Here is a 16,977-nt window from a genome sequence, read left to right as displayed (position 1 = left end):
TAGTCCCCCATCACTCCAGCCTGCACACCCCGGGAAAAAGATCGAATGAAAACGTACTTCGCGCCGCTCGCGCGCATGTCGACGTTCGCGGCGGCCGTTGTCGTCGCGCTATTGGTCACCACGCCGCTGCGTGCCGAACGCCCTGAACGTAACATCGTCTTCTTCATTACCGACGACGAAAGCCCAACGCTCGGTTGCTATGGCGACAAGGCCGCAAAGACGCCGGCGATTGACGCGATCGCGGCCGATGGGACGCGGTTCAACAACGCGTTTGCCACGACCGCCAGCTGCAGCGCCAGTCGTTCGGTGGTGCTGACCGGTCTGCACAATCATATGAATGGGCAGTACGGCCACACGCATCACTACCACAAGTTCTCGTCGTATCACGACGTCGTTCAGCTCGCGCTGCCGCGGCTGTTGGAAGGCGCCGGCTATCGAACCGCTCGCTGCGGCAAGTACCACGTCGCTCCCGAAGCGGTCTTTCACTTCGAGACCGTCATCCCCGGCGACAGCCGATCGGACGTGCAGATGGCCGAGAACTGCCGCGAGTTCCTGACGAAAGAGGATGACCGTCCGTTCTTCTTGTACTTCGCGCTGTCGGATCCGCATCGCGGTGGGCCGGAAGATCAAAACTCGAAGTCGGAATTCAAACCGAATCTGTTTGGGAACAAGCCGAACCGCGGCAGCTATCCCGGCGTGCATGAAGTTTTCTACGATCCGGCCGACGTCGTCGTCCCGTCGTTTCTGCCCGATACGCAAGAGACGCGGGAAGAACTGGCCCAGTATTACCAGGCTTGCGCTCGCATCGACCAAGGCTTGGCCCATCTCGTTCGCATCTTGAAAGACGCCGACGTTTACGACAAAACACTGATCGTTTTCACCGCCGATCACGGCATGGCCTTCGCCGGCGGCAAGACGACCGTTTACGAACCAGGGCTGCGAGTTCCGTTCATCGTTCGCGATCCTTATTTGGAACGCCGCGGCGTCGTCTCGGACGCGATGATCAGCCATGTCGACATTACCCCGTCGCTGCTCGACTTCGCCGGTGCGCTCGATCGTGAGAAGAACGCTCCGAAGCGTCCGATCAACGCCAACAAATTCTGGAAAGAACGAGGGGAAGCGCTCGCGGAAAATCGCAACGGCGGCAACAAGTTCGACGTCTACCATGGCAAGTCGTGGATTCCGATCCTTGATAAGCCGGACGCCGAACATCATAAGTCGATCTCGGCGTCGCACACGTTCCACGAGATCCAGATGTACTATCCGATGCGCGTCTATCGCGACAAGCAGTACAAGCTGATCTGGAACATCGCCTACAAGCTCGACTATCCGTTTGCGTCCGACCTGTGGGCCGCATCGAGCTGGCAAGCGCAATGGAAGAAGGGGCTCGACGCGCCGTACGGCAAGAAGACGGTCGGTGAGTACATCCAGCGTCCGGAATTCGAGTTCTACGACATGGAACGGGACCCGAACGAAACGAAGAACCTGGCCGGCGATCCGGCCTACGCCAGCACGCTGGAAGAATACAAAGCGAAGCTGAAAGCGGACCAGAAACGACTTCATGACCCGTGGGTCATGAAGTGGGATTACCAATAACTAGCGAGTCATGCGGCGGCGTCCTTGGACGCCGCCGCTTTTCGGATTCGAAGCCGGTTCACGACTCGTCGAGCCGTTTCTCTTCGACCCCCCAACTCTTGAGCGATTTAGATAAATGTGCTCGCGCAGCTGCCGATGAGGTCGCGTCTCGCATTTCTTCCGTAAACTTCAGCAACGCTTCCCATTCGATCTTTCGCTCGCGGCAATGTTTGCAGTAGTACGTCAGCTCTGAGGCGGCGGTCTGGGCGTTCCGCTCGTTGGGGGTAATCACCGCCAGCTCAAATAGCGAGAGTCCTTCGCGACAGAGCTTTTTGGAGTGGACGCTGTCGGTCTGCATGACCGAACGCAGACCGCGAAAGTAAGCGTAGCGACAATAAAGATCGATCGGAGCCAGCTTTTGATAGAACGCCAGTATTGCGCTGCGCAGTTCGGCCTCGTAGGGGCTGACCCACAGATAGGGTGCGCTATAAAGGGCCGAACTACGAAAAACGGCCGATCCCCCGGGCCGTGCAATCCGCGTTAACTCCTGGATCGCTTCGATTCGCATGGGGGCTGGCATCTGGGGATAGGCGACGCGGATGAGATATCTCAACTCGTCGTCGATCTCCTTTTCCAAGGGATCGGAATCGCCGACGGCGGCAATTTCCGCGAGCCGCCGCATATGGCAGTGGTGGCGAATTTGCATTTCCGCATCGCCGAGACGAAGCGTCGTCAGCTTTCGGTCTGCATTTTCATAGGCGTCATAGGGGGTTCGCACGTTCTGCACGACGCGCCACGAGAGATCCAGCACCTCTTCCCACTTCATCGCTTGGCGAATTCGTTTGTGAAATTCGGGTCGCACGTGATCCGCGACGCGATGGCTTTCGACCAAAGCGTTCAAACACCACGACGCATATTGCGCATCTGCGGCGAAACAACCTGCTCGCAGCTGAGCGACCGCCAGGTCGCCGTCTTCGCACGCCATGATTTGAAAGATGCGATCATAGCGGTCGAGTTCGGCGTCGCTGGCCGGCGCGATTCGTCCGTCCATCCAGGCGCCGGCTTGCGTGAGGTAGCCCTTCTTGGAGGCGAGATAGAAGATCCGTTGCCCCGGTTCCGGTTTGCTGGGGACGCCGTCGATGAGGAACTTGCTGGGGCGATACCAGACCGATTTGATCGACATCGGGTCGCCGTCGACCTCCGCCCCGCAATAGTGGCGAAGAACTTCGATCTGAATTTCGATCTCGAAGTCGGTCCGTACGGTTGCGTTTTTCTGCGATTGCTTGCCGGTGTACTCGACCTTCTTCACGATCCCCGCAACGAACGTCGGCCCGTCGAAGAAGGTCTCCGTGATTTGCGCCTTTTGCAGATCAATAAAGGGAGGGTTCTTCGTGAGCGTCTTCGCCCAACCGACGGAAGAGCAGGAGGCCAGCAGCGCGCACAAAACAAGCGTCAGTCGCACGGGGCGAACGATGGCGAAACTTTCACGGCGTTTGGGAACCGACATGACTTCTCACCAGTCATGAGCGAATTGGAAAACGCGAGACGAGTGTTTTGATTGTAGGGGAGATTGGCGGCTGATGCGCCCCTTTTTAAGAACCCCAGACTATGCCTTCTCGTTATGCTGGAAGTGCGCAAAAAAAAGGACCCGTCGTAAACGGGCCCCTTATGGTTCGCTGGAAAGGTGTGAAGCGTCGCGATTACGCCTTCAGAGCCGCGATCACGGCGTCGCCCATTTCGACCGTCGTCACCTTCTTGCAACCTTCGACCATGATGTCGGCGGTACGCAGCCCTTCGGCCAGCACGGTTTGAACGGCCGCTTCGATTTGTTCGCCGAGCGCGACCGAGTCGAGCGAGTACTTCAGCAGCATTGCGAAGCTGAGGATCGTCGCCAGCGGGTTGGCGATTCCCTGACCGGCGATGTCCGGCGCCGAACCATGGACCGGTTCGTACAAGCCCGGCGAGCCCGGGGCGCCGAGCGCGGCCGAAGGCAACATGCCGAGCGAGCCGGTCAGCATCGCCGCTTCGTCCGACAGGATGTCGCCGAACAGGTTGTCGGTGACGATCACGTCAAACTGCGACGGTCGACGGCAAAGCTGCATCGCAGCGTTGTCGGCGTACATGTGCTCCAGCGTGACGTCCGAGTAGCTTTCGGCATGCAGACGGGTGATCTCTTCCCGCCACAGCTTGCCCGACTCCATGACGTTCGCCTTCTCGCACGAGGTCACTTTCCCCTTGCGCTTGCGGGCGATCTCGAAGGCGACCTTGCCGACGCGGCGGATTTCGCTGGTGGTGTAAACCTGCGTGTTGACGCCGCGGCGTTCGCCGCCTCCAAGGTCTTCGATCCCGCGCGGTTCGCCAAAGTAAACGCCGCCGGTCAATTCGCGGACGATCAGGATGTCGAGACCCTTCACGATTTCCGGCTTCAGCGACGAAGCGTCGATTAGCGCGTCAAAGACGATCGCCGGGCGAAGGTTGGCGAACAGGTCGAGCTGCTTGCGAATCTTGAGCAGGCCCGCTTCCGGGCGAATGCTGTAGTCGACGTTGTCCCATTTCGGACCACCGACGGCGCCCATGAGAATCGCGTCCGACTTGCGAGCCGCTTCCAGCGTTTCGTCACGCAGCGGCACGCCATAGGCGTCGATCGCGGCGCCGCCGAAAAAGTCCTCCTCGGTATCGATCGTCAGGTCGGTATGCGCGTTGATCCAGGAGATCAGCTTGCGGACCTCGGCAATGATTTCAGGACCAATCCCGTCGCCGGGGAGGAGGAGGAGTTTTTTGTTCATAGTGGTTCTGGTTGAGCAGCGTAGATAACGGGCCAATAAGCAATCCCCCAGCTTAACTTCTCAAAAGCGGTCCGCGAAGACCGGGCCCTCCTCCTTGACCGCGAGTTTCCGGCGGAATGGGGGATTAAGCGGCCTTAATTTGCTCCAAAGCGAAGGCGCATAAAAAAAGCGGCCGAGATCTTCTCGACCGCTTCGTGATTCCCTGGGCGACTATTGATCGTCGTCTTCGTCCTCATCGTCGTCTTCTTCTTCGTCATCCAGTCCCGGGTACTCGATTCCTTGGACAATCGCATACGCTTCCTGGACCAGCTTCGGAGACTCGGGCGAATCGTCGACTTTACCGCGCTGCGAAGCCGTGGTGACGATGGCGATCGCCAGTTTCGATTGATCATCTTCTTCCGGCAGCAGGAAGTGGCACGCTTCCATGTTGACGACGTTCTCTTCCTCCATCAGGATCGCCACCCGCGAGGTGGTGTCGCTATAGGCGGGCAAGTTGGCGGTGCCGGTCGAAAAGAGGATCTTCGAGTCGTCTCCGGCCGCCATCTTTTGGGCGATCGGCAACAGGACCGCGACGTTGGTCATGTTCGGATTGTTTTCATAGAAGGGGTCGGTGGTCGGCAGCCCGCGCGAGAAGATGACGGTCAAGCTGATGCTCTGATTGACCGTCGAGGTCAACTTGAAGATCCGCCGGTTTTCGGCTTTCTCCAGCGTCTCGATTGTCCAACGACCGGCCGGATAGTTGAGCGTGAACACGTCCCACTCTTTGCTCGCCGCGGGGAAGCCGTAGATTTCGTTTTCTTCTTCCGCCCAAACCGGAGCGGCAAGAACCAGGCAAAACGCCACCGACGTAATCAGACGATTCCAACGATCCATAACGAACGCCTTCACAACAGGGGATGGTTGGCCCAGACCAAGGCCGACCTATCGCGACTGTAGCTTGCGGTTTCGCGTAGATGGTTTCGCAGGACAAAAAGGGCACGCCGCCGGCGCCGGTTGTAAGGGTTGAGCTTTGCGAAGCGTCCGCAACCGGTGTTTGGGATGGAATAAACGGCTATTGGCCGAACCAGCCCCGCGATAGTTCGCGGATTTTCAAATCGACCAGTTTTGCCGCTCCATCGAGGGCGACGATCGTAATCGCTGAATTCGCGCCCGGCTTGGTGCGTCCTTCACTAATCGATACCGCGCCGTCGTTTCCCCAGATCTCTAGTTGCGAGCGATCAAGCAACACGCGAACGTTGACACGGCCATCCTTCGCCTTGGCCGGAACGCCTTGCCATGTTTGTTTGGCGACGTCGTAAACGATCTTCTCGCCACCAACCTCCAGGCGAATCGCCTTGGCTTCTCCCAGATCGATCGTCGCTTCGATATCGAGCAGTTCTCCATCATGCACGATCGCCGCAATCTCCTCATTCGCAGCCAGTTCTTTGTCGGCGATGCGAATTTCCTTCTTGTACAGCTTCTCGATCTCGGCCACCGGCGCCGAGAACATCCGCACTCCCTCCGGAGTTTCGCGCAGCGTCAGCTCATGCGGAAAGGTGAACGCCTGATTAAACGGCATCCCCGGCATTTCCATCCGCATCCAGCCGATCAGGACGCGACGTCCGTGGGGCGCGTTGTCGAACGTTTGCGCTGCGTAGAACTTGCCGTAAAAGAGTTGACGCTTCCCTTCGTGCGCCGGCGTGAACGTTTGGCCGTCAAAGGCGCCGAGGGAATATTTGCCGTCCGCGGCGAAGGTGACCCACCGCGACTCATCGGCCGATCCTTCGACCGGCAACTCGAACAATTCGGGGCATTCATAGTAACCTGACAGGTGGCTGCGCAGCGTCCACGCTTTCAAATCGTTCGACGTATAAAACGCGGTGTTCTGTCCCAGCTGTTCCGATTCGTCGTATACAACCATCACCCAGTGGCCGCCACGCTGCTTGGCCGTGTCGTCGATCGGCTTGTCCTGCTCGTCGTAGGCGTACCAGATCACCTTCGGATCGCGCCCCTTGTGTTTGACGACCGGGTTCCCTTCGTACCAGGTGAAGGTTCTTCCCTGGTCATTGCTATAGGCGATCGACTCGCCGGCGCCGGTATCGGTGAGAAACGCGACCAGCACATCCTTGTCGCCGGTCTTGAAGCCGGCGGTGTTGTTGCGATCGACGACCGCGCCGCCTGAGAAGCAGGCGCCCTTGGCCATCGTGCCGGGGAAGAGAACGCTCGGCAGCTGGTTCCAATGGACCAGGTCCCGACTGACCGCATGACCCCAGGTCATGTTTCCCCACTGCACGCCGACCGGATTGTGCTGAAAGTAAAGATGCCACTCGCCGTCGAGATAGACCATCCCGTTCGGATCGTTGATCCAGCCGACCAACTGCGAAAAGTGAAACTGCGGGCGAAGTTTTTCTTCGTACGGATTGATTCCGGCCGGAACGCGATCGGCCTGGCGAATCAAAGCAAACGCTTCTTCGCTGGCGCGAGACGCGGCGATCGTCGCCTCTTGCCCACGATAGCGATCGATGGTGAAGTAGGCGTACCAGTCGACGTCGTTCGGATCGACCGCCAACTCAGTCGAGTATCGTCGAACCGGCGTGCCGGCGACGGTTAATTCGACGTTGACCTTGGGCGCGCCGTTTTTGATCGGCAACAACAAGTAAGGTTGGTTAAACGTAAACTCGCGGCTGCGCGGGCGAACGTCGACGTCTTTGTTCGACTGCACGATCTGGTCGACATTGATATGCCCCCAGCCGCCGCTCGCGTTGTCGATGATCGCGATCGTCGCGGTCTTGCCCCGCAACTCTTTCACGTCCCAAGACGAAGGCGCCAGCGACTCGCTGCCGCCTGGCTGCGTGTTGGGACCAACTGCCGCGCGAACTTCTTGGCCATCGACCAACAGCTTCATGCAGGTTTGATCGGCGTAGCCCCCGCCCCCGATCAGGAATTTCAGATAGTCGCGCTCGATCGTAAACGGCGGCGAAGTCAACGTCCCGGTCGGAGCGTCGCCACCCTTGAACGAATTGACGAGCCGCTTTCCCTCAAAGCCGGAGACCGCCATCTGCCCTGGCAAGGTGCCGACAGCCGGTCCGTCGCCGAACGCGGTTCCGGTCGTCTTCCACTCGCCATATGTCTCTTGTTCAAAGTCGGCGATCCGCAGATCGGCCTGGCTATCGGCGGCCAGCGCCAATGCGGAGAAGTTCAAGAGCAGAGCGAGCGCGAGCAAGCGGGCGAGGAGGCGCATGAGGTTCTCAGGTGTTCGAGGAGCGGTAGCGAAGGGGCGTATCGCCAGAACCTACTACTGTAACACGGCGACCGGCGAAGAACGACAGATTCCAACACTACTATTGGTGCCATGCTCTTGCCGCGTCTTCGCGGGATGAGCATGTCTTCGCCCTGGCAAAACGCATTGAAAACATGCTCACTCGGCGAAGACGCCGTGAGAGCATGGCGCCAAGGATCAGTAGATACACGCAAAAAAAGAGCGGCCGATTGAGTTTCGGCCGCTCTTCGTTTTTCTGATTGTCGCACTCGCTTAGAACCGCAACTGAATCTCTTTCAGGCGCGATTCGGTCTCGGCCATCAGGGCATCTTCGGCCGCTTCGTCGGCGGCGACGTAGGTGACCGAGAAGCGGAGGAACGCTCCGGCGTCATCCCACGGCACGGTGCAGATCGAATGCTCGGTGATCAAGTACTGCGACGCCGCTTCGCCCGAGTCGAACGACGGACCGCCGACGATGCCTTTCGGGCTCTTCGCGTACAGGAAGTAAGTGCCGCCCGGCATTTCGCATTCAAAACCGCAGCGTTTCAGCATGTCGACCAGCTTGGTCAGACGGCGCTGATACTTCGCCTTGGTGCGGCCCGGGATCGACTCGTCGTCGAGCGCCGCGGCGGCCGCCTTTTGAATCGCGATGAACTGGCCCGAGTCGCAATTATCTTTGACGTCGGAGAAGGCTTGGACCAGCAAAGGATTGCCGCAGACCCAACCGATCCGCCAGCCGATCATGTCGAAACCCTTCGACAGCGAGTGGATCTCGACGCCGACGTCCTTCGCCCCCGGGACCGACAGGAAGCTAAGCGGCTCCCCTTCGTAGGTCAGCACGGTGTGCGCGGCGTCTTGGATCACGACGATGTTGTTCTTCTTCGCGAACTCGACCACCTGGGCGTAGAACTCTTTGGTCGCCACTTTGCCGGTCGGGCTGTTCGGATAGTTGATCACCAGCAACTTGGTGCGACGCAGGATGTCGGCCGGGATCGCGTCAAAGTCGGGGAAGAAGTTGTTCTCGGCCAAGAGCGGCAGACGGAAGACTTCGCCGCCGTAGTAACGCGTATGCGTACCGGCGACCGGATAGCCGGGGACCGTCATCAACGTGACGTCGCCCGGGTTGATGAAGCAAGCCGGCATCATCGCCAGCGCCGTCTTCGAACCGATGCAGTGGTTGATTTCGGTGGTCGGGTCGAGCGTGACGCCGAACATTCGCTGCATGAACCGGGCGACCGCTTCCTTGAACGTGGCGATGCCGTTGTCGGCGTAGCCCCGGTTTTCGGTCTTGTTGATTTCGTCGGCCATCACCTGGCGAACCGAGGCCGGCGCCATTTCGTCATTTTCGCCGATGCCGAAGTCGATGAGCTTCCGTTCGGGATGATCGGCCAGGGCTTTGCGCTTGGCCCGCTTGATCTTCTCAAACTTGTAAATCTCGGTCCCTTTGCCATAGTTGGCGCCGCCGATGCGGTCGGCGAACAGCTGCTGAAAATACGGATCGCTCATCGTTTATTTGCAGTAGTACAGAGGTAAATGGTCTGGAAAGGGGAAACCGATAACCTACCTTTCCCCGCCAGACGCGGCAACCGCCCCGGATGTTCGCACGCGGGAGCGTGGCAAAGCCGGTTGGGGGAAGGTAAACTGAAAAATTGAGAAATTGTTCCGCAATCCGCTCGTCCCCCCATCCAGAGAACACCAAGGATCCCTCCGTGACTTCTTCTCGCCCTTTCGCCTGGGCAATGGCCTGGGCTGTCGTAACGCTATTTGCCGCCAACAGCGCGCTGGCTGAACTTCCCGAAAGCTGGAAAGACGGACTCGTCGACGGCGAACGGGTCGTCTTTCTCGGCAACACGTTCATCGAACGAGAACAGCGTGACGGTTATATCGAAACCGCGCTGACCGCCGCTTACCCCGACCGCAACATCACCTTCCGCAACCTTGGCTGGAGCGGCGACAACGTCTACGGTCGTTCGCGAGCTCGCTTTGGCAACGTCGACGAAGGTTGGAATCATCTCAATGCGTCGCTTGACCTGACCAAGCCGACCGCCGTAATCATCTGTTATGGGTCGAACGCCGCGTTCGCTGGCGACGCTGGGCTGGATGACTTTCGCACCGGTTACGCGCGCTTGCTTGATGCGGTCAGCAAGCACACCAAGAAGATCATGCTTCTCGCGCCGCCGCCGCTGGAAGACTTGGGACGACCGCTTCCCGATCCAACGAAGCACAACACCGACCTCGCCAAGTACACCGCCGCGATTCGCGATCTCGCCTACGAACGTCAATTTGCGTTCGTCGATCTCTTTGCCGGCCTGGGAGAAAAGTTTGAGCCCGGCGTCAAAGGGAAAGCGACCCTGACCAGCAACGGCGTCCATCTGACCGAATATGGTTATTGGGAAGCGGCCCGCGTCATTACCAAGGCGCTCGGCAAGCCGACCCCGGTCGTTACGCTCGACAAGCCGACGTTGACGACTGCCGTACCGCTGAACGCCGCCGTCTCGCTGCCGACTCACTCGGTCAGCTATGACGACGAAGTGCAGGACGTCGCTCCCGACATGATCGTCCGCTCGACCGCGCCGCTGGAAGGAACGCTCGACCTGATCGTCGACGAGCAAAAGCTCGGCACTGCCGCCGCCGCGCAGTGGAAGACCGGCATCGGCGTCAACGTGCCGAAACTGGCCGACGCCGCGGAGATGCTGCGCAGAGAAATCGTCGGCAAGAACGAGCTCTTCTTCCACCGTTATCGCCCGCAGAACGAAACCTACCTCTTCCTCTTCCGTAAGCACGAGCAAGGAAACAACGCGGTCGAAATCCCGCAGTTCGATCCGCTGATCGCCGTGAAAGAGGAAACCATCGCCAAGCTGCGCCAACCGCTCGAGTTGACGATCACGCTCGCGCCGGCCCAGTAACCGCGCCCTCTCCCCTGCCCCGTCTTACGCCACACAACCCAACGTCGATTCGAGACGCTAATCCTATGAAACGTATCGCCTCTTGCCTGATCGGGCTCGTCCTGACCGCTAACGCTTTCGCTCAGCGCGACCTGAAAGATATCCCGGATCCTGATCCGGCCAAAGAACTCGAAACCTTCCTGATCGCCGACGGCTTTGAGGTGAACCTCTACGCTTCGGATCCGGCGATCGCCAAGCCGATTCAAATGAACTTCGACGCGGAAGGACGCCTTTGGGTCGCTTCCAGCAGCGTCTATCCGCAGATCGAACCGGGCCAAAAGGCCGACGACAAGATCGTCGTCCTGATCGACAAAGACAAAGATGGCGTCGCCGAGACGAGCCAGGTCTTCGCCGACGGTCTCTTGATCCCGACCGGCGTGCTCCCCGGCGACGGCGGCGTTTACGTCGCCAACAGCACCGAACTGCTCCACATGCGCGACACCAACGGGGACGGCAAAGCCGATCAAACCCGCGTCGTTCTTTCCGGCTTTGGTACCGAAGACACCCACCACATCCTGCATACGCTCCGGTGGGGCCATGACGGCAACATGTACTTCAACCAATCGATCTACATCCATAGCCATGTCGAAACCCCGTACGGCGTTCGTCGCCTCGACGGCGGCGGCATCTGGCGGTTCCGTCCCGAGACGATGGAGCTCGACGTCCTCTGCAAGGGATTCGTCAATACGTGGGGGCATCACTTCAACCGGTACGGCGCCAACTTCGCCACCGACGGTGCCTACATGGAAGGGATCAATTACGTCTTCCCCGACTCGGTCTTCGTTTCGTCTCCCAACGCTCGCCGTCTGGTGAATGGTTTGAACCCCGGTTCGCCGAAGCATTGCGGGCTCGAGATCCTCAGCGGCGGCGCCTTGCCGCAAGATTGGCAAGGGAATTGCATCACGAACGACTTCCGCGCTCACCGCGTCTGCCGCTTCATCCTGGATGAAGAAGGCTCTGGTTACTCGAGCCGCCAGGGAGAAGAGCTGATCAAGACGTCGCACGTCGCGTTTCGCCCGGTCGACGTCAAAATGGGCCCCGACGGCGCCATCTACATCGCCGACTGGTACAACCCGATCATCCAGCACGGCGAAGTCGACTTCCGCGACGAACGTCGTGACCAAACGCACGGCCGCATCTGGCGCGTCACCCGCAAAGATATGACGCCGCTGCAGCGACAAGAGATCGTTGGCGCGACGGAGCCCGAACTGTTCGAGCTGCTGACCGCCCAGGAAGAATGGGTTCGTCTTTGGGCCAAGCTGACGCTGAAAGCCCGTGGCGCCGAAGTGGTGCTGCCGGAACTGGAACCGTGGGTCGCCAATCTGGACGGCAACGATCCGCTTTACCTGCAAAAGAAACTGGAGGTCCTCTGGATCTACCAGAACCTGAACATCCCGAACGAAGCGATCCTCTCGGAGTTGCTGGTCTGCGACGATCACAACATCCGCGCTGCCGCCGTTCGCGTCTTGTCGCAATGGGACGACCGGTTGCCGAACACGCTCGAAGCGCTGGAGGTCGCCGTCACTGATCCCCACCCGCGCGTTCGCCTGGAAGCGGTTTGCGCCTTGTCGAAGCTGAACAGCCTCGACGCCGCCGAAACGGCGCTGCTCGCCCTCGACTATCCGATGGACCGCTTCCTCGACTTCGCCTTGTGGAGCACGCTGAACGAGCTTTCCCCCGTCTGGCTGCCGAAGGCGGTCAAAGGGGAAGTCGCGCTCGACAAGTCGCCGGAGAAATGGCTCTACGCCTTCGCCGCGGTCGAGTCGGGCGAAGTGGTCGCTCCGGCACTGTCGATTTTGAACGCACCGAAACTTTCGGATGACGCTCGTCGCCAAGCCTTGGACCTCGCGGCCCAGCGCGGCAATCCCGAACAGCTTCGTCGCTTGCTCGACATCGTCCTCGACGACACCGCCAACGCTGACGCCGCGCGTCGTGCGGAACTCCTCAGTACCCTTTCGTCCGCCTTCGAAAAGCGGAAGGTGAAACCGGCCGGCGATCTCACTTCGGTCGGCGAGCTGCTTGACGCGAACAATGACGCCGTCGCGATCGCCGCCGCCAATGCGGTCGGTCTCTGGCAAGTCGCCGATCTGCGCGACGAACTTGCCGCTTTGGCGACGACCGACTCGGTCGCGATTCAAGCCGCCGCGCTCAATGCCCTCGCCCAGCTGAAAGCGCGAGGAGACCTGATCGCGCTGGCCGACAAGTCGGAAAGCATGCAGCTGCGGGAAGCGGCGACCGCCGCGCTGGTCGGCGTGGCGCCGAACGAAGCGGCCAAGCGAACCGTCGCTCTGCTCGCAGACGCCAAACCGGCCGCAGTCGCCGGCATCGTCGCTCCGTACCTGATGCGAAAAGGTGGTCAAGCGACCCTGGCGGGCGCTTTGACCGAAGCCAAACTCCCCGGCGACGTCGCCAAGATGGCGATTCGCGCCGTGCGAACTTCTCCGCAGCCGGAACAAGGCCTGATCGCCGCGCTCGGCAAGTCGGGCGGCGTCGGTCAAGGAGACGCGAAGCAGTGGACCGACCAGGAGTTGGCCGCGATCACCGCGGCTCTTCCAGGCGGCGATCCGGCTCGCGGCGAGTTGATCTTCCGCAACACGGAACTGAACTGCACCAAGTGCCATGCGATTGGCCCGGCCGGCGGTCTGGTCGGCCCGAACCTGATCAGCCTCGGCGCCAGCGCTCAGCCTGACTACGTGGTCGAATCACTGCTCCGCCCCAGCGCCAAGCTGAAGGAGAACTACAACTCGCTGATTCTGCTGCTCGACGACGGTCGCGTCGTCAGCGGCATTCCGGTTCGTCGGACTGCAGAAGAGCTCTTCCTGCGTGACGCCGAAGACAAGGAAGTCGCCGTGCCGATCGAAGCGATCGAAGAGCAACGTGATGGGCAATCGCTGATGCCGGCCGGCGCCGTCGATCAGCTGACGACCGAAGAAATCGTCGACCTCGCCGCATTTCTCGCACAGCTTGGCAAGGTTGGGCCTTACTCGATCAGCCCGGCTCCGATCGTTCGCCGCTGGGAAGCGCTCGACTGGACCAAGGAAGGGCACAGCCGTTTGAACCGGACCAGCAGCGACACCGCGTCGACAGACGACGCGGCCCTGACCTGGAGCTCGCGTTACAGCAAAGTCGACGGCTCGCTGCCGCTCGACGAGCTGCCGCAGATCCAGCCCCATAGCATCAGCCCCCACTTGTCGTTCGTTCGCTTCAACCTGAACGTCGCCAAAGCGGGCAAGATCACGATCGACTTCGGCGACGTGACCGGCCTGAAGCTGTGGGACGGCCAAAGCCCGACCCCGATCGAAAAGAAGATGACCTTCGATTGGCCCCAAGGTGAAAAGCGAATCACCCTGGAAATCGACCGCGACGCTCGCAAGACGCCGCTGAAGGTCGAAGTGATCGAAGCCGAATCGACCGGCCGCGCCGAACCGATTGGCGGCAAGTAAGAAAAGCGGAAGGCCGAAACGGGAAAGCGGAAGCGAAAAGCGGGCGCCACGGCTCTATGAGCCGTGCGCCCCGCTAACCTGCTTCGCGCCAACATTAGCCCGCAGCGCCAGCGAGGGAAATGCGCCCGCAAGCGAGCGACCGATGATCGCTCGCTTGCCGCGGCGACTCCAGCGGCGAAGAATCTAAAAAGGACTTAGACGAAAACGCCACATCCCGGCTTTGCGACGTCTAGCATGGTGCAGCGGCATGTTTCCGTCGCACGGCTCCTACATAGGAGGAAGAGCCATGCTTGATCATCAACTTCTCCCCACGGATGGGATCATGATTCTGGAACCAAAGGTTCCGCTCGAAGTTGCCGATTTCGAGGGCTTGGCCCATGAGATCGACCCTTACATCGCCGAGCACGGCGGACTCCATGGCCTGATGATCCACGCCAAAGCTTTCCCCGGCTGGGAAAACCTCGACGCCGCGTTCGCCCACATGCACTTCATCGAAGCGCATCAGGAGAATATTTCCCGCATCGCCGTCGTTAGCGACAACCTGCTATTGGAAGAATTCCCCCGATTCGTCGGGCGACTGTTGCACCCGGAAGTGAAACACTTCCCCGAGGCGAAATACGAAGACGCACTAGAGTGGCTAAAAAGCGCCGCGTAAGTGAAAAACGCCGCCGCGCGAAATAGTAGCCCGAAGCGCAAGCGAGGGAAATGCGGCTGCAACCCACCGCAGCCGCCGGCGCAATATCATCGCCATGTTGCGATCGCCCACCATCGAGCCGAGAATAGAGGGGCCCCAAACGCGCAAGTTTCAAAGCCCCTCAGCTCAGGAGTCGACGATGGTCCGCTTCGCCAGGAACATTGTTTTCTCGCTATTCGTCGCCTCTCTCTTCGCGACGACCTGTCGCGCCGACGACAATCCTCTGCCGCGGCTCGTCTTGATCGGCGATTCGACCGTAAAGAACGGGAGCGGCAAGGGAGACGGCGGGCTGTTTGGTTGGGGCCAGGTCATCGCTCCCCATTTCGATACCAAACGGATTGAAATCGAGAACCGCGCCCTCGGCGGCCGCAGCAGTCGCACCTATCTGACCGAAGGGCTGTGGGAGAAGTCGCTCGCTCGGTTGCGTGGCGGCGACTTCGTGATGATGCAGTTCGGGCACAACGACAGCGGCGAGATGTTCAAGGGTGATCGCCCCCGCGCTTCGATCAAAGGGAACGGCGACGAGAGCGTGGACGGCGTCGTCGAAGCGACCGGCAAGCAGGAAACGGTCCACAGCTACGGCTGGTATCTCCGCAAGTACATCGCCGACGCCAAAGCGAAAGGAGCGATCCCGATCGTACTCTCTCCCGTTCCCCGCGATCGCTGGGAAAAGGGCCGCGTCATTCGCGCCGACAAAGACTACGGACTTTGGGCCCGCGAAGCCGCGCAGCAAGCCGGCGCCCACTTTCTCGACCTGAATGAATTGGTCGCCGCCCGTTACGAACAGCTCGGCGAAGCGAAGGTCGACGCGGATCTGTTTACCAAAGAAGACTGGACCCACACCACCAAGCCCGGCGCCGTTATCAACGCGGCCTGCGTCGTGGAAGGCATTCAGGGGCTGCAGGACTGTTCGCTAAAAGACTTTCTCACAGATGCGAAGGTCTCTCGTAGCGGCGATGCGAACTCGACGCCGCGAACCTTGCTCGCTTTTCCCACCGCCGAAGGCTACGGGCGTTTCGCCCAAGGTGGTCGCAGCGGCCGCGTCCTGCACGTCACCAATCTGAACGATCATGGGCCCGGCACTTTGCGCGAAGCGGTTGAAGCGGAAGGTCCGCGTACGGTCATCTTCGACATTTCAGGGCTGATCACGCTCGAGTCGCCGCTGGTCGTTCGCAATCCGTATCTGACCATCGCTGGACAGACCGCGCCGGCGAAAGGGATCTGCCTGCGGAAGTACAACTTTGGGCTCTATGGCACGCATGATGTCATCATTCGCCACCTGCGAGTTCGTCCCGGCGACATCTCTGGCCAAACGCTCGACGGGATGGGGATGGCCTACAGCGATCATTGCATCATCGATCACTGCTCGATCAGTTGGACGATCGACGAAGCGTTCAGTTCGCGCGGCGCGAAGAACATTACGCTGCAGCGGACGTTGATCTCCGAAGCGCTTAACGCCGCCGGACACCGCAAATATCCGCCGGGGACGCAGCATGGTTACGCCGCGAGCATCGGCGGCATGATCGGAAGCTTTCATCACAATTTGCTCGCCGATTGCGCCGGTCGCAATTGGAGTCTCGCCGGCGGTCTCGACAAAGCGAAGCGGCATACCGGCTGGCTCGATCTCCGCAACAATGTCGTTTTCAACTGGAAGGATCGGGCCACCGATGGCGGTGCGGCTCGCGTGCAGTTCGTCAATAACTACTACAAGCCGGGGCCGGCGACGCAGAAGTTCTTCGCCATTCGTCCCGAGCTTGAGTGGGTGCATCTCTACGGACCGCAACAATACTTCATCGCCGGAAACGTTTTGCCGGGACACGCGGAAGCGGGCGATCCCCTCGCAGGCTTTTACCCGTGGCCGAAGACGCCGCTTGAAGATTACGTGGTCGATCACCCCTTCTTCGAACCGCATGTTCGTACGCAATCGGCCGCCGAAGCCTACGAGTCGGTGCTGGCCGACGTCGGCTGTAACCGCCCACAACCAGATCAGCATGACGCCCGGATCATTCAGGAAGTGATAACGGGCGAGTGTCGCTATCGCGGCAGCCAGACCGACTTGCCCGGCCTCCCCGATTCGCAAGCCGATGTCGGCGGCTGGGAAGACTACCCCGTCGTCCGCCGCGGCGCCGACTGGGATACCGATCAGGATGGGATGCCCGACGCGTGGGAGCAAGCCAATCAGCTCGATCCGCAGAACGCAGCCGACGGCAATCTCGATCGCGATGCGGACGGGTACACCAACTTGGAAGCATACCTGGCATCCACGGCCGGTGAGTAAGGTTCGACTTCCGCTTAG

The 16,977-nt window shown here is 60.2% G+C and carries 10 protein-coding genes; 5 read left to right on the top strand and 5 right to left on the bottom strand.

The features are described from left to right. Window positions 1-45: 45 nt before the first annotated feature. Window positions 46-1,596, top strand: coding sequence for a sulfatase family protein (locus tag LOC68_RS13350; RefSeq protein WP_230219336.1), 1,551 nt, complete (start codon window positions 46-48; stop codon window positions 1,594-1,596). Window positions 1,597-1,654: 58 nt separating this feature from the next. Here the strand turns inward: LOC68_RS13350 and LOC68_RS13345 are convergent, their stop codons facing one another. The 5 genes from LOC68_RS13345 to LOC68_RS13325 all read right to left on the bottom strand — a co-directional run bounded on the left by LOC68_RS13345 (window position 1,655) and on the right by LOC68_RS13325 (window position 9,105). After that, complete coding sequence (locus LOC68_RS13345) at window positions 1,655-3,082, bottom strand: hypothetical protein (protein ID WP_230219334.1); 1,428 nt, start codon at window positions 3,080-3,082, stop codon at window positions 1,655-1,657. A gap of 193 nt (window positions 3,083-3,275) precedes the next feature. Beyond that, on the bottom strand, window positions 3,276-4,361 hold the full coding sequence (leuB, locus tag LOC68_RS13340; protein WP_230219327.1) for a 3-isopropylmalate dehydrogenase: 1,086 nt from the start codon (window positions 4,359-4,361) through the stop codon (window positions 3,276-3,278). A 210-nt stretch (window positions 4,362-4,571) separates the two neighbouring features. Continuing rightward, window positions 4,572-5,234, bottom strand: a complete 663-nt coding sequence (locus LOC68_RS13335; protein WP_230219313.1) for a hypothetical protein — start codon at window positions 5,232-5,234, stop codon at window positions 4,572-4,574. 178 nt (window positions 5,235-5,412) lie between these two features. Then, complete coding sequence (locus LOC68_RS13330) at window positions 5,413-7,581, bottom strand: glycoside hydrolase family 32 protein (RefSeq protein WP_230219306.1); 2,169 nt, start codon at window positions 7,579-7,581, stop codon at window positions 5,413-5,415. A gap of 291 nt (window positions 7,582-7,872) precedes the next feature. Then, a complete protein-coding gene (locus LOC68_RS13325) occupies window positions 7,873-9,105 on the bottom strand; it encodes an LL-diaminopimelate aminotransferase (RefSeq protein ID WP_230219304.1) in 1,233 nt (410 codons plus the stop codon). 203 nt (window positions 9,106-9,308) lie between these two features. On the opposite strand from LOC68_RS13325, the gene LOC68_RS13320 reads away from it, so the two are divergent. The 4 genes from LOC68_RS13320 (at window position 9,309) to LOC68_RS13305 (ending at window position 16,959) form a co-directional block, all read left to right on the top strand. Continuing rightward, window positions 9,309-10,505 carry an SGNH/GDSL hydrolase family protein gene (locus tag LOC68_RS13320; RefSeq protein WP_230219302.1) on the top strand — a complete coding sequence of 399 codons (1,197 nt, stop codon included), beginning with the start codon at window positions 9,309-9,311 and terminating at the stop codon, window positions 10,503-10,505. A 65-nt stretch (window positions 10,506-10,570) separates the two neighbouring features. Next, the gene (locus LOC68_RS13315) at window positions 10,571-13,987 is read left to right on the top strand and encodes a PVC-type heme-binding CxxCH protein (RefSeq protein ID WP_230219301.1); all 3,417 of its coding nucleotides are present in this window, start codon (window positions 10,571-10,573) and stop codon (window positions 13,985-13,987) included. 286 nt (window positions 13,988-14,273) lie between these two features. After that, window positions 14,274-14,642 carry a SpoIIAA family protein gene (locus LOC68_RS13310; RefSeq protein ID WP_230219299.1) on the top strand — a complete coding sequence of 123 codons (369 nt, stop codon included), beginning with the start codon at window positions 14,274-14,276 and terminating at the stop codon, window positions 14,640-14,642. A gap of 178 nt (window positions 14,643-14,820) precedes the next feature. Then, window positions 14,821-16,959 (top strand): GDSL-type esterase/lipase family protein, encoded by a 2,139-nt coding sequence (locus LOC68_RS13305; protein WP_230219297.1) that lies wholly within the window; start codon window positions 14,821-14,823, stop codon window positions 16,957-16,959. Window positions 16,960-16,977: the final 18 nt, after the last annotated feature.

Origin of the sequence: Blastopirellula sediminis, from assembly GCF_020966755.1 — a bacterium.
Classification (GTDB): Bacteria; Planctomycetota; Planctomycetia; order Pirellulales; family Pirellulaceae; genus Blastopirellula; species Blastopirellula sediminis.
This window is presented reverse-complemented; position numbering and strand designations above follow the sequence as displayed.

Excerpts from the sequence above, each read along its gene's own strand:
- LOC68_RS13350 (WP_230219336.1), top strand. The coding sequence starts at position 46 with ATGAAAACGTACTTCGCGCCGCTCGCGCGCATGTCGACGTTCGCGGCG.
- LOC68_RS13345 (WP_230219334.1), bottom strand. The coding sequence starts at position 3,082 with ATGTCGGTTCCCAAACGCCGTGAAAGTTTCGCCATCGTTCGCCCCGTG.
- LOC68_RS13335 (WP_230219313.1), bottom strand. The coding sequence starts at position 5,234 with ATGGATCGTTGGAATCGTCTGATTACGTCGGTGGCGTTTTGCCTGGTT.
- LOC68_RS13325 (WP_230219304.1), bottom strand. The coding sequence starts at position 9,105 with ATGAGCGATCCGTATTTTCAGCAGCTGTTCGCCGACCGCATCGGCGGC.
- LOC68_RS13315 (WP_230219301.1), top strand. The coding sequence starts at position 10,571 with ATGAAACGTATCGCCTCTTGCCTGATCGGGCTCGTCCTGACCGCTAAC.
- LOC68_RS13330 (WP_230219306.1), bottom strand. The coding sequence starts at position 7,581 with ATGCGCCTCCTCGCCCGCTTGCTCGCGCTCGCTCTGCTCTTGAACTTC.
- leuB (WP_230219327.1), bottom strand. The coding sequence starts at position 4,361 with ATGAACAAAAAACTCCTCCTCCTCCCCGGCGACGGGATTGGTCCTGAA.
- LOC68_RS13310 (WP_230219299.1), top strand. The coding sequence starts at position 14,274 with ATGCTTGATCATCAACTTCTCCCCACGGATGGGATCATGATTCTGGAA.
- LOC68_RS13305 (WP_230219297.1), top strand. The coding sequence starts at position 14,821 with ATGGTCCGCTTCGCCAGGAACATTGTTTTCTCGCTATTCGTCGCCTCT.